Raw genomic sequence first — 14,467 nt, forward strand, 5'->3', positions numbered from 1 at the left:
CTACAAGACTGTGAATTAAAGGTATAGGACATGAGCGAGTTAATTAGCGAATGCTTGATAATCAAATCACTTATGAGCTCAACAAAAGTATAGAAGGCGATAGGAATTAGGCGAGTGAATAGCGCGGATTAGTTTGAATGCTTAAATTCTTTTAAGTCGTAGCATTATGACACTAGAGCATCAGGCCTGCGAAGGGGGGGGAGCTCGCAGGCCTGATGTTGTTCTAACTTAATATTATCTCACTTAAAGGGAATGAGGATGACCGTTAACGCTTACGGATCATGCTGGTGTTAATATCCTTAAGGCTTTGACAGCCTGCCAAGGCCATAGTACGGACCAATTCTGTTTTGAGTATATTGATGGCTTTTTCTGCGCCCGCTTGCCCGCCCGCAGCTAGGCCATAGGCGTATGCTCTGCCAAGTGATACCGCATTAGCGCCTAAGGCTATCGCTTTAAAAATATCGCTGCCGCGTCTGATGCCGCCATCGACGATGAGCTCGATGTCTGGACCGACTGCCGCTCGAATGTCAGCCACCATTTCAATTGGCGCAGGGGTGCAGTCCAGCTGTCTGCCGCCATGATTTGAAATCATAATGGCCGATGCGCCAATGTGTTTAGCTTTAACTGCATCATCTACCGACATAATGCCTTTGATGGCAAAAGGGCCGCCCCATTGTTTAATCATCTTGGCGGCGTGATCCCAAGTGAGATTTCGCTCCAATAGATTACCCATATACTTAAGGAAGCTTTCGGTATCGCCTGTTGAGGGGGCTGCATTTAGATTAACTAAATCTTTGCCACCTGACATAAAGTAGTTTTTTACCCACAAAGGATGTTTAGCAAATTCCAATAGGCTTTTTAAGCTGAGGTTCATGGGTATGGTTAAGCCATTTTTTATGTCTCGCTCACGATTGCCGCCCACCACGGTATCAACGGTTAAACACATGGCTTGATATTTTGCCGCTTTTGCCCGCTGCATAATTTCTTCATTTAATTGCGGATCCGTCACGACATATACCTGAAACATTTTATTGCCATAACTACTGCTGGCGACCTCTTCAATGGTTTTGGAAGAGAAAGTGGATAAGGTAAACAAAATATCCTGTTTTTCAGCGGCTTTAGCGCCAGCGATATCTGCATCAGCATGAAACATGCGCTGCTGACCCACAGGTGAAATAAAAAATGGTGCCGACATGTCACAGCCCAGTATATGGCTGTGGGTATTGATGTCGGTGACATTAGTGAGACACTTAGGAATAATCTGATATTGATCAAAGGCATTAACATTGTGACTCAAAGACACTTCATCGTCAGCACCGCCTGCCATGTAGTCATACACAGGTAGGGGGAGGTTTTTATGTGCTTGCTGATGTAACTGCTCAATGTTAAAGCATTTTTCTAAAGACTTAGTTAATAACATAGTGGCTGCTCTATACAGGAGTTGATAACGGTTTGCCTTCAAGCATCGCAATAACATTTTGTAAGGCTTTGCCTGCCATAGCTTGACGGCATTCAGCCGTTGCGCTGCCAATATGCGGAGTTAAGGTGACATTTTCAAAATCAAGATAGCCAGAATGGAAATCAGGCTCGCCATCAAATACATCTAATCCAGCTGCAGCAATTTTACCGTTTTTTAGTGCATCGATGAGGGCGTTGTCATCAATTAATCCGCCGCGGCCGGTATTGATCAAAATGGCGCCATCGTTGCAATTGGCTAAGCTATCAGCATTGATTATCTGTTGTGATTCAGGGGTGAGTGGGCAATGTAAACTAATGATATCTACAGACGATAACAAGCTCGCCAGACTGTCACAATAATGAGCTTGATAGTTTGCTTCGGCTTCGAGAGATCGTGAGCGATTATAATAATAAATATCCATATTAAAGGCTTTGGCGCGGCGCGCAACGGCTTGGCCTATGCTACCCATTCCCACAATGCCTAACTTTTTACCGTGGACTTGATTTCCCATCATGGCCATTGGGGATTGTTTAGACCATTTACCGCTGCGTAAAAAGCGCTCATTTGCGCCAAGTCGGCGGCAAGTGGCTAGCAATAACCCAAAGGCTAAGTCGGCAGTATCTTCAGTGACCACCGGGGTGTTAGTTACCGAAATGGAGCGCGCTTTAGCGGCGTTAAGGTCAATATTATCAACGCCAATACCAATATTGGCGATTAATGTAATGGATGTCGGCAAGGTATTAATAAAATCAGAACTAACGGCATCTAATGCCGTTGTTAAGTACACCTTTGCACCTGTAAAAACAGCGTAATCACCTTCAAATACCCGCACTTCGATTGCGGAGCCATTAGCGCTAATTTGCGGTAGAGGTAATGGGCGAGAAAGTACAATAATATCAGTCATTATCTTGTCCTTATTATTATTTTTATGGGCAATCAATTGGTTTTAGGTCTCGCTATTTCTGTCATGATTTTTGAAGCTAGTGATTGTTTAGAGTGCCAGTAGCGATGGTTTGTTTCCGCAACAAATGTTGCATTTGAGATGCTTTATGGTCGATATCGATATAAAATTTATAAGCTTAATTGGCTTGCTTTTGTGAACGATAATAACGTGTCTACTATAAATATCACTATTAATCGGTAGAAGAATAGTGTTGTAAAGTGGATAAAACCCTAGGCAGTATTTGTTGCTAGCGTGTGGTTTTTTTAGCCTTTGCCTTTGTAGGGACTATCACTTAATCTAGCCATGATTGACCAATAATAATAAGTTCGAATGAACAAGGACTCTCTGCACTATGTTAACAATTCAACATCTACATAATTGGCGCGCTGAATTACCCAGCGAAATACAGCAGCAAATATCCCACAGGCTTAGCTTTAAAAAATTTCGTAAAGATGAATTTATTTACAACTCTGGTGAAACCTCAAATTGTGGCTTTCAAGTGGTGTCAGGTAAAGTCAAGATTTGTAATTACAATAAAGAAGGTCGAGAGTTAATTGTGGCCATTTTGCATGCAGGTGATTGCTTTGGGGATATCGGATTAATCACCCGCTATAATCGACCTAACTATGCTGTGGCATGCACTGATGTTGAAGTTAATGTATTGTCACATAAAGACTATTTACATTTAAGTCAGCACTTTCCTGAAATGTCGATAGCACTAAACCGCTTTCTATGTACCCGCATTCAATACACTTTTGCCAGTTTAAATGAAGCATTATTACTGCCACTTTATGAAAGATTAGGTGCAGCAATTGTCAGGCTTGCCCTAAGCCGCGGCGCTAAAGAACTTGAAGCCGTCTCTTTACCTGATATATCACAAGAAATGCTCGGGCAAATGGTGGGGGCAACACGGCAAAGCGTCGGGCGTGAATTGAAAAAAATGCAGCAAGAAAACCTGATTCAAATTGAGTACGGTAAAATTTTTATTAATGATATTGATAACATGATCAAATTGTTTGATTTGAATTTGTCACATCAAGCCATAGTGCCGCTTTATTCGACAATGGTAGATACCGCCTAGATATTTGATTTTATTATATTTTATTTTATCATCTATTGTGTTAACAGTGCCTCGCAAGGTCTTATGGCTGATATTTGCTACACCTGTCATTGCAATTGAGTTTCGAACCAAACTCAGTGCTTCGCCTTAATTGTCACAAATGTGACAGAAATTAACAAATCATCTATGACAAAGTAGTTAACACTAATAATAAAAACGAGAGTTAACATGCCTAAATTAAGATCATCAAAAGTTGTCGACGGTAAAGGTGCAGCTGCAGCACGTGCACTTTGGTTAGCAGGGGGATTACAGCAAACAGATTTTGGCAAGCCCATGATTGCCGTGGTTAATTCATTTACCGAGTTTGTCCCAGGCCATGTACATTTACAAGACGTCGGCCGCCTAGTGTGTGAGGCTATTTTTGAAGCGGGCGGCATTGCCCGTGAGTTCAATACCATTGCTATCGATGACGGCATTGCCATGGGTCATGACGGTATGCTTTATAGCTTACCGAGCCGTGAAATTATTGCTGACAGCATCGAATATATGATTAATGCTCATTGCGTTGATGCAATGATCTGTATTTCAAACTGCGACAAAATCACCCCTGGCATGTTAATGGCGGGATTAAGGTTAAATATTCCAGTGATATTTGTCTCAGGCGGGCCTATGGAAGCAGGCCGCGTAGTTGAAAAAGATAAAGTTCAGCGTTTTGACCCCATTGATACCTATATTGCCGCTTTCAGTAGTCAGGAACTTGATGGTAAAAGTGCTGAGTTTTTAGAAAATCATGCCTGTCCTACCTGCGGCTCTTGTTCTGGCATGTTTACCGCCAACTCAATGAATTGCTTGGCTGAAGTGTTAGGGCTCGCACTACCGGGCAATGGCTCATTATTGGCGACTCATTCCGATCGTAAAGACTTGTTCACCCGTGCAGCTAAGCAAATCGTAACCAACACCAAAAAGTTCTATTTTGAAGATGACGACTCGGTGTTACCGCGCTCGATTGCCACTCGCGAAGCGTTTTTCAATGCGATGAAAGTGGATATTACGATGGGAGGTTCTACCAACACCATTCTACACTTGCTGGCTATGGCCCAAGAAGGCGAGGTGGATTTCAATCTCAGTGATATTGATGGCTTATCCAGAAAAGTGCCGCACCTTTGCAAGGTGTCACCAGCCACCAAAGATTACTATATGGAAGATGTTCACCGTGCTGGCGGCATGATGGCAATCATTGGCGAACTAGAACGCGCCGGATTAATTGACACCAGTGTTAAATCGGTTGGCGGCGGGACATTAGCGGAAATGCTAGCCTATTGGGATGTATTACGTACAGATAACCCAGAAGTGCATGAGTACTTTAAAGCTGCGCCTGGTGGCAAACGCACCATTAAGGCCTATGGCCAGTCACAGCGCTGGAAAGAGTTAGATTTAGATCGTGAAAAAGGCTGTATCCGTAATATTGATAACCCTTATAGCACCGAAGGTGGCTTGGCAGTTTTGTACGGTAATATTTCTGAAAATGGTTGCATAGTGAAAACCGCTGCAGTGTATGAACATATGCTGGATTTTACCGGAACGGCAAGAGTATTCAATCAGCAAGAAACGGCATTAACCGCCATTGATAATGGTGAAATTCAACCTAACACCATCATCATTATTCGCTACGAAGGCCCCAAGGGCGGACCTGGCATGCAAGAGATGCTTAAACCAACCATGAGCTTAAAAGCTCAAGGGTTAGATGCTAGCTGTGCACTGGTGACAGATGGTCGATACTCTGGTGCATCTGCGGGTCTGTCAGTGGGCCATGTTTCACCTGAGGCGGCTAATCAAGGTGCTATCGGGTTAATTGAAGATGGCGATCAAATACGCATCGATATTCCTAATCGTTCGATTAATTTACTGATCTCTGATACGGCATTGCAGCAACGTCGTGATGCCATGAATGCGTTGCCAAAGGATCAAGCTTGGCAGCCCAATGAACCAAGAACCCGTGTGATCACCCGCGCGTTAAAATCCTATGCAGCGTTTGCTACCAGTGCCGATCGCGGTGGATATCGTGAGCTATAAATGGAGTTATTGATATGGCTTTAGGAATTATTGCGGCATTAGCTGTATTTATATGGATGGCAATGCGCGGCTATAGCATTGTGCTGGCCTCGCTAGTGTGTTCCACCATAGTGATTATCACTAGCGGCATGGCATTTGATAAAGCCATGCTGGAATATTTTCCAACCGGGGCACTGGGGGCATTTACATTTGCGGGACGGTTCTTTTTACTCTTTGCCGCAGGTGCGATGTTTGGTCGTTTATTGGCGGCAACAGGAGCGGCCAATAGTATTGCGAATAAGTTAGTCGACACCTTAGGCGCTGAACGTGTGCTAATTATTACGGTATTATTTTCAGCTTTGCTCACCTATGGTGGCGTGGTGTTGTTTGTGGTTATTTTCACTATGTATCCGCTTGGGGTGCAGCTATTGCAACAAGCGAATGTGCCTAAGCGGTTATTTACTGGTGCCATTGCCTTAGGTATTGGTACGTTCACCATGACCGCTATGCCAGGCTCACCGTCAATACATAATGTGATATCTTCGGTATCGCTAAAAACCGACTTATTTGCCGCAGCGGGTTATGGCCTATTCAGTAGCGCCATTATGTTGTCTTTGGGGCTGTGGTATCTTGAAAAGCAGCGTCACATAGCCAAGGCCAATGGTGAGGGTTTTATCCCTTCCGAAAAAGATAAACTGATTTTAGCCAACAATAAGCAAATGGCGATGCCATCTTGGTTTCGTTCAGTCATTCCCATTGCCGCTGTGGTAATTTGTATTGTCTCTCCAAGGATTATCAGTGCTTTAGGCGTTAACGGCATTGAGGTTGTTGACTATGCCAACAGTCAGCCGATAATTTGGCCTTGTATGGCACTCTTGATTGGTATTATTACCACCATAGTGTTGTTTCCACGTATTCTACCCCGCAGTATTACCGAGCTTGGTCAAGGCGCTGAAGAGTCTATATCGCCGTTAATCGCGACTTCAGTTGTCATCGGTTTTGGTGGCGTAGTGAGCCATACCGAAACGTTTTCGCAGTTTTCCCAGTGGATCACCACCTTAGATGTCCCTGTGCTGCTGTCAATTTTTATTGCCGCAAGTTCAGTGTCTGCAATTGTGGGTTCGTCATCAGGTGGCTTGCAAATCTTTTTAGGGACTATGGCGCCTGTTTATTTAGATAAAGGCGTCGATCCAGAGATCTTACATCGGGTTGCTGCTATGGCCAGCGGCGGGTTTGATAGTCTGCCTCATTGCGGCGCGGTAGTAGCGATATTGGCAATAACAGGGCAAACCCATAAAACGGCTTATAAAGATGTCGGAGTCGTGACTGTGGTGTTCCCCGTCATTGCCTGTTTAACCACAATTGGGAGTTATTGGCTGCTTAACACGATATAAGCAGTGGCCTCATAAGGTATGTTTATATGTTATGAGGCTAGGTTTTATGGCTTAATCTGTCTTTTGGACATATTGAGCCGAACAATGCCATTATCTTGAATTCATGACAGCCAAAGCTTGCAAAATCTTTTTAGCAACCCATTTTAATAAACAAATCCTCGCTATAAATTAGTTGATATTTTATCCCACAGATATCCCAACCGAACAAATGTGGCAGTTTATTGTACAGCGCTAGCGTTACCCTCAAATTAACCCGTATTTCTTTACAAATAATTAACATGGGTTGAAAAATAATAATAGTCAATTTGGGGATTAACTATGTCAAATGTTCAAGCAAACGGAAATTTTAAAAAGTCGTTAATTGCGACAGTGCTGCTATCAATAATTCATGCGCCAGTAATGGCAAATGAGCCACAACAAGAACAAACTCAGTCAGAAAAAAAACAATTTGAAGTGATTGAAGTGACCGCGCAAAAACGCAGCCAGTCTATTAATGAAGTGCCTATGTCGATTTCGGCCTTTAATGCCGAGACATTAGATGAAATAGGTATCGATGACACCACTGATTTAGCCAATATTGTACCTGGGTTTAATTTCAGTGATAGCGCATTTGGGGCACCGGTTTATACCTTACGTGGGGTGGGTTTCAATGAGTCAAGCGCTCAAGCGACATCAACGGTTGGAGTGTATGTTGATGAAATTGCAGTACCATTTCCTATTATGACCAAAGGCACTAACCTTGACGTCGAACGGGTGGAGATTTTAAAAGGGCCACAAGGCACGCTTTATGGCCGTAACTCAACGGCTGGCGCGGTCAATTATATTGCGGCGAAACCCTCTAAGGATTTTGAAGCCGCCATCAAAGCGGGTGTTGCTTCTTATGAAACCATTTCTGCTGAAGGTTACGTGACAGGCGGAATTAGCGACATGGTAAGTGGTCGTCTGGCACTTAAAACGATTCAGTCAGACGAGGGCTGGCAGGAAAGCATTAGCCGTGATGAAACCTTAGGTCGACAAGATAGACTGGCTGTGCGTGGTAGCTTAAACTTTGACTTCAGTGAGGCAACTCAAGCATTGCTGACTATCGGTTATGCTAGCGATAATTCAGAAACAATTGCGCCGCAAAATATTGATTATATTCCCGGTAAAGCAGGAGGCGCGCCGTTTACTGTTTCGATATATCAAACCCAGTTAGATATGGCACAAAATCCACAGAATTTTACCGGCTTAATGGATGATAATGCCAAAGCAGATTGGACTGCTGGGCGCACACCGAGCCTTGAACACACCAGCACGAATGTGTCATTGAAAGTTGAGCACGACATTAATGATCAAACCTTATTTACCTCGCTGACTGGCTACTCAAAATTTGAAGATGATGGTTCAGAATACGAGCGAGCTGGTTTTGCAGGGGAAACCATTGCTAATATTAAAAATAACCCACTGAGTGCCGCTACTGAACAAGCCTTTGGAGCAGGATTTGACGGCTACTTATTAGGTCGTTATCAAAATGCCGCCGATTCCGAATACGTTACCATGGACTATGTTTATCAAAATGGTGAAATTGATTCCATATCCCAAGAGTTTCGAGTTAGCCAACAACTTGATAGCCTGGTGTGGATTGCAGGGCTTTATTACAGTAAAAGCGAAGTCGATTACCAAACCCAGCAGGATTGGGGCATAAGTAGTAACGTAAATATTCTGCCAATCCCTGGCTTTGGCTTTAATATTGCTGAAAATGATATTAATCAACAAACCACAACCGCCTCAGTGTTTGCCAGTGCTGACTGGTTTATTACAGATCAATTCACGCTTACCACCGGCTTGCGTTATTCAAAAGATGAAGCGGATTTTACTGGCTGCTCAAGAGATGTTGATGGCGGTTTAGCTGATACTTTTTTTAATTTCTTTTTCGGAACAACGCCCACTAGTGACGTCATCAAAGGTGATGGTTACAACGCAGGCAGTTGCGTTACGGTATTAGATTTTGGAACGCCAGAGGCGAGTGTTGGGGAGGTTAGTGACACATTAAGCGAAGACTCACTTTCATGGCGCCTAGCTGCTAATTATGAGTTTAATGATGATTTGTCAGTCTATGCATCTTATAGCCGTGGTTTTAAAGCGGGTAGCTTTCCTTCTTTAGCGGCAGTGACTGATCAACAGTTAGTTCCCGTTGTTCAAGAGCAACTTGACGCTTATGAAATAGGTTTTAAATCAAGCCTAGCCGAGCGTACTCTGCAGTTAAATGGCGCGGCTTTTTATTATGATTACCAAGATAAGCAACTGCTTACCAAAAAAATCGCCCCAGTATTTAACACCGTATTTACCCTGGGTAATATGCCTAAATCTTCGATCACAGGGGTTGAACTTGATGGGCGCTGGTTAGCGACAGATAACTTGACCTTAGGCGCTGCCTACGGCTGGTTAGATTCACAGATTAAACAAGGTGTCGGCTATAACCAACCAGGGCAATATTTAGACTTTAAAGGTTCGCCACTGCCTTTTACGCCAGAGCATCAGTTTAATTTATTTGCCCGTTTTGACTTTGAAATTTCAGCCGGGCTGCAAGGCTTTGTTGGCGCAGATGTAGCATATTCAAGTGAGTCACATGCCGATTTTGAAGGCTCAGTTGATCAAACTCTTGCCGTGTCAGATTTTGTTGGTGAGCCTTATGCCGTTGAAATACCAGCAACCGATTATGAGTTTGATGAGCGTTTTATTAACCCGTCTTATACCCTAGTGAATTTACGTTTTGGGGTTGAAGCTGATAGTTGGAAAGCCTTTGCATGGGGTAAAAATATCACTGACGAGTACTACACCAATACCACAGTTAAAAATAATGAAATGTATGCCAAATACCCAGCAATGGGCGCCCAATACGGGGTGACATTTGAATACACATGGTTTTAGTTAAGTATGAGTTAATTGTTAATCAGGCTTAATGCCGAACTAAAGTCATCTCAACAATTACTGCGTTTTGGGATTTTGTTGGGGTGATTTTTAACTTTTAGCAGCGCTAATTTTTACATCACAGTTTTAGGGCGGGGTATAACAAGTAAGTATCGCGAGGGAAATGTTGGTAGCTATTCAGGCCACCGAAGGAACTCGATGGCCACATCTTGCTTAATGCTCTAGAAAACCTTTGTTAGCTTTCTTGGCAGTCTTTGCTGCTTTCTTTTCTTTTGCAGTTAAAAGTGGTTGCTTTTTAGTGTTTTTCTTACTGTCTTGTCCTTTGCTCATGATACTTTCCATTTGTTGTCATGTAACACACCTGAGGCTAGTTTTAATCAACCGGAGGACCCTGTTACTAGTACATTAGACTCAATTGTCGAATATATAAGTAACCATCTTAGTATGGCCCTATAGCAGGGCAATTGATAGTAATAGTTGATATACACTCAGTATATTAACCCCTTTATGTGTTGCTAGGGGGTAGATAAAGCTGTTTGCGTTAAAGTTGGGCCGTAGATATTTTAGTAAACGATGGATCTAACAATTTGATAACCAAGCTTAATGTGTAAAAATATTGAAGACTGCTATAAACAAGGACATGGAGTGAGTCAGTTGCAAAAATGAGTTAAGTAATTACAGGTGTATGGCTTTAAGGCGAGTTTCAGTGGCAATAAAATTCACATTAAATTCGAAGGCTAAGCTAATTTAGTTTGAATAACCCAAGATATTGGCTTGGAGGCCAGCAAATGATGTTAGAAGTAAACCATCAAGAAGATAGCGTTATTTTTGACACCCTGGTCGCAGGTGTTAGAGAGCACAAATATGAACATATGGGGCCAGAAGATACCAAGCCCTTATCTGTGGTTTGCCGTGATGAACAAGGCACTATTATAGGTGGGATAGCAGGGCGAACCATATATAGAAATTTTCTTATTGAAGTACTGTGGGTCGACAAAGCAAGCCGAGGCTCAGGTCTTGGCCGTCAATTAATGGCATCGGCAGAACTGGAAGCCAAGAAAAGGGGTTGTGTTGTTGCCCAACTGGATACCTTAGATTACCAAGCGCCAGAGTTTTATAAAAAGCTGGGTTTTAAAGTTGTCGGCAGTGTGGCAGCTTTTCCTGGTAGCCCTGAAAGGATTTTCCTCACCAAAGAATACTAATGCTCACTGAATATTATGGGATTCATTTACAAGGATGTTTGAATGAGATCAAAGGCATTGTTGAATTTATTGTAGAAATAGAAAAGTTAAAGTCGGTAACACCTAATACTAAACCTGTAGGTTTAGAACGCTATGAGAATTCAGCTGAACACAGCTGGCATGTGTGCATTAGTGCGCTGATGTTAAAAGAGTTTGCTAATGAACCCGTTGATATCAATCGGGTGATTAAAATGCTACTACTGCATGATTTTGGTGAAATCGATGCAGGCGATACCATAGTTTATGCCAGCAGCAATACGCATTCGATTGCGGAGCAGCAAGGAGTAGAGCGGTTATTCAAAACCTTGCCAGAATATTTAGCTGACGAATATTTACAGCTTTGGCTTGAGTTCGAAGCAGGTAAAACTGCCGATGCTATATTCGCTAAAGCCATTGATAGAGTGCCGCCGTTACTGCATAACATTCATGGCGGTGGTCATAGTTGGAAAAAGCATAATATTTCAAAGCAGCAAGTCATGTCATTGAATGGTGATCGAATCGCTAAAGGTAGTCATAGTCTATGGACTGAGCTTGAAAAACAGTTAATCAGGAGGGTGTAACAGATTCTGTGTAACTGCAATTTAGTTAATATGCTTCACAATTCTGTCTTCGAACTCAATAATAAATCGGCTCATCGCAGTACGCCAGTTTCGGATGGGCATGGTCCATTTTTTACTGGCTTCTTTTATCGCAAGGTAAATCATTTTCTTGGCCGAGTCATCATTAGGAAATACCTTACGTTTTTTCAACGCTCGTCTAATCACGCTATTTAACGACTCTATAGCATTGGTTGTGTAAATGGCCTTACGAATATCCTGAGGATAATTGAAAAACGTATTTAAGTTGTGCCAATGATTATGCCATGACTTGCTGATTTGGGGGTATTGCTCATCCCAGGTATCGCTGAAACGGTCTAATTCAAGTAAAGCTTCCTCCTCCGTTGTTGATTGGTAGATGCTTTTAAGGTCCGCAGTGACTGCCTTGTAGTCTTTCCACGATACGTACTTTAATGAATTTCTGACCATATGTACGATACAGAGCTGTACATGAGTATCTGGATAAACGGTATTGATAGCATCAGGGAAGCCTTTTAAGCCATCAACACAAGCGATGAGAATATCCTCAACGCCTCGTTGCTGTAGTTCAGTGAGGACACCTAACCAAAATTTAGCCCCTTCATTTTCAGCTATCCAAAGCCCCATTAGCTCTTTGTGACCTTCAAGGTTAATGCCTAACGCTAAGAAAATAGATTTGTTAATAACGCGCTTATCCTGACGGATTTTTACGACGATACAATCAAGGTAAACGATTGGGTAAATGGCATCTAAAGGTCGACTTTGCCATTCAATAACTTGCTCTAGAACGGCGTTGGTAACGCGAGAAACTAACGTGGGTGATATCTCTGCGCCGTACCATTCATCAAAGGCTTGAACGATATCACGAGTACTCATGCCTTGAGCGTAGAGCCACAATATTTTATCGTCCATAGAGGTAAATCTGGACTGGTGTTTTTTAACTAACTGAGGTTCGAAACTGCCTTCACGGTCTCGCGGCGTATCAAGCTCAAATTGACCATCTTCAGTTTGAATGCGCTTGCTGGTTTTACCGTTACGGCTATTAGCAGAAGTCGATTTATGGTGTTTCTCATAGCCCAGGTGGTCATCCATTTCGGCATTAAGAGCGGCTTCGACCGTTATCTTTTTGAGCATCTGACTGAATTGGTTTAAGTCTTCTGGTGTTTTAATGCTTTTAGCAGCTTCTTTAGCAAAAGCTTCAATATCTTTTTTGTTCATGAGTATCTGCCTATCCTTGACTCTCTATAGAGTACGTGTTGATAAGCAGTTACACAAAATTAGTTACAGTCTCTTAATCAGCGCCGCTGAGCAAGGTTTACTTAAATAGCGCTGGCTCGCTTTAGGTAACAACCGATAATTCTTTCTCATTACTCTTATTACTCTTATTACTCTTATTACTCTTATTACTCTTATTCTCATCGCTCTTCTCACGACTTTTATTGAATAAAAAATAAAAACAATTTCTTGTGTATCTTTATAGTTGCGAAAAATTAGCTACATTTATAAAGAGGCGAAAAATTAGTCACAGAGAAGGATTTCGCCAAAATGACTACAAATGGGAGTGTCATTGAGATGATGAAAAAATTATTAGGGGCTTGCTTACTGGTAACCGTGTTACCGCTAGAGGCAGTTGAAGTTTATAAGTCTGATCTATTAAATTTAGACGTCGGTGGCAATATTCAATTAGGTGTTATCAATAGTGACACTAACGATGGTGACAATACCACCACTGTGTTTGATAACGGCTCTCGATTACATTTTGATTTTAGCAGTTCGGTAAATTCAGACCTAAAATTTAGAGGTTTTTTTGAGTGGTATATTAATGCGGTAGCCCGCAATAGCATTGATAGTTACAACGTTGGTCATAATGCAATCTCGCTAAGTGATGGCAGGAATGAGTTTATGTCACTCAGGCAAGGTTTCTTTGCTGCTCAGCACACTAAATGGGGAGAGCTGTCTATTGGTAAAAGAATGGGAGCTTATTCGGCAGTCACCTCGGTAACCGATAGGTTTAATGTTTATTCGGCGCTGGCATCATCAACTTATGTATACGGTGATGGTGGCTTAAGTGGCACGGGTCGAGTCGATAACGGTATTTTTTGGAATAAGCCGTTCGATTTCGATAATCATAGTTTAACGGTTAACCTTCAAGGGCAGTTTATCGACGACACCACAGTGCTTAAAGACGATGAAGATATGCCAGTATTAGATGATGACGGTAATGAAGTCACTCTAACAGCTAAAGGCGGTGAAGCGGCCAGTGTTATTTATGCTTATGATGTAGACAAATTCACCTTTGGCTTAGCGTATGTTAATGACGAGGCTGAAGGGAAAGGTATTAGGATCAGTAACCCTAGGGCCATAGCAGCTTCTTTTAGTTCAACCATGGGTGACTGGTATTTATCTGCGGTAGCCGCACATTCAGAAGGCATGTATCAAGACAACAGTAATCAAATTTTTGAAGGTAAAGGCTACGAAATAGCACTGAGCCGAGACATAGGAAATTGGACTCCAATGATCGGTTGGAACCATATCGAGCCAGATAATTATGATATTGCAGAGCAGAGTCAAGCTAGCCAATATGAGCTTGATTTATTGATCCTTACCCTTAATTACAATGTGCCATCGTTGGGTTTTTTTGCCTTTATTGAGGGAGTGGTCGATAACGGTAAAAATGCCGACGGCAGCAATAGTAACGACGACTATATTTCAGTGGGTATGTATTACCCTTTTTAAGACAAAGAGGATACTCGCTTTACTCTACCATTGATGCTTTGAGCGTGGTAATGCACAGGCTCAAAGCATTGTTAGTTTGCCTTCAAATACCTTTAAT

General features: G+C 42.4%; 10 protein-coding genes. 7 read left to right on the forward strand and 3 right to left on the reverse strand.

The genetic code is table 11. The features are described from left to right. Positions 1–265: 265 nt before the first annotated feature. Complete coding sequence (locus tag BCU57_RS04605) at positions 266–1,420, reverse strand: alpha-hydroxy acid oxidase (RefSeq protein ID WP_102437099.1); 1,155 nt, start codon at positions 1,418–1,420, stop codon at positions 266–268. 10 nt (positions 1,421–1,430) lie between these two features. Further along, positions 1,431–2,363: a 2-hydroxyacid dehydrogenase gene (locus tag BCU57_RS04610; RefSeq protein ID WP_102437101.1), complete on the reverse strand. Its 933-nt coding sequence runs from the start codon at positions 2,361–2,363 to the stop codon at positions 1,431–1,433. 391 nt (positions 2,364–2,754) lie between these two features. Here BCU57_RS04610 and BCU57_RS04615 point away from each other — a divergent pair, with 391 nt between their 5' ends. From BCU57_RS04615 to BCU57_RS04640, 6 genes are all read left to right on the forward strand, one after another. Further along, entirely contained in the window at positions 2,755–3,483 is a 729-nt protein-coding gene (locus BCU57_RS04615) for a Crp/Fnr family transcriptional regulator (RefSeq protein WP_102437103.1), read from the forward strand. 207 nt (positions 3,484–3,690) lie between these two features. Continuing rightward, on the forward strand, positions 3,691–5,535 hold the full coding sequence (gene ilvD / locus BCU57_RS04620; protein ID WP_102437105.1) for a dihydroxy-acid dehydratase: 1,845 nt from the start codon (positions 3,691–3,693) through the stop codon (positions 5,533–5,535). Between the two features lie 14 nt (positions 5,536–5,549). Then, a complete protein-coding gene (locus tag BCU57_RS04625) occupies positions 5,550–6,908 on the forward strand; it encodes a GntP family permease (protein ID WP_241903478.1) in 1,359 nt (452 codons plus the stop codon). Positions 6,909–7,226: 318 nt separating this feature from the next. Continuing rightward, on the forward strand, positions 7,227–9,818 hold the full coding sequence (locus tag BCU57_RS04630) for a TonB-dependent receptor (protein WP_102437109.1): 2,592 nt from the start codon (positions 7,227–7,229) through the stop codon (positions 9,816–9,818). 788 nt (positions 9,819–10,606) lie between these two features. Then, positions 10,607–11,020, forward strand: a complete 414-nt coding sequence (locus tag BCU57_RS04635; RefSeq protein WP_102437110.1) for a GNAT family N-acetyltransferase — start codon at positions 10,607–10,609, stop codon at positions 11,018–11,020. Then, positions 11,020–11,619, forward strand: a complete 600-nt coding sequence (locus BCU57_RS04640; protein WP_241903479.1) for an HD domain-containing protein — start codon at positions 11,020–11,022, stop codon at positions 11,617–11,619. The genes BCU57_RS04635 and BCU57_RS04640 overlap by 1 nt, the downstream gene beginning before the upstream one ends. 21 nt (positions 11,620–11,640) lie before the next feature. Here BCU57_RS04640 and BCU57_RS04645 read toward each other — a convergent pair whose 3' ends face one another. Beyond that, positions 11,641–12,852: an IS256 family transposase gene (locus BCU57_RS04645; RefSeq protein WP_102440683.1), complete on the reverse strand. Its 1,212-nt coding sequence runs from the start codon at positions 12,850–12,852 to the stop codon at positions 11,641–11,643. A 354-nt stretch (positions 12,853–13,206) separates the two neighbouring features. Here BCU57_RS04645 and BCU57_RS04650 point away from each other — a divergent pair, with 354 nt between their 5' ends. Further along, positions 13,207–14,370, forward strand: a complete 1,164-nt coding sequence (locus BCU57_RS04650; RefSeq protein WP_413211399.1) for a porin — start codon at positions 13,207–13,209, stop codon at positions 14,368–14,370. The last annotated feature ends 97 nt before the right edge of the window (positions 14,371–14,467 follow it).

The organism is Shewanella sp. 10N.286.48.B5 (genome assembly GCF_002874355.2).
In the GTDB taxonomy this organism is placed as follows: Bacteria; Pseudomonadota; Gammaproteobacteria; order Enterobacterales; family Shewanellaceae; genus Shewanella.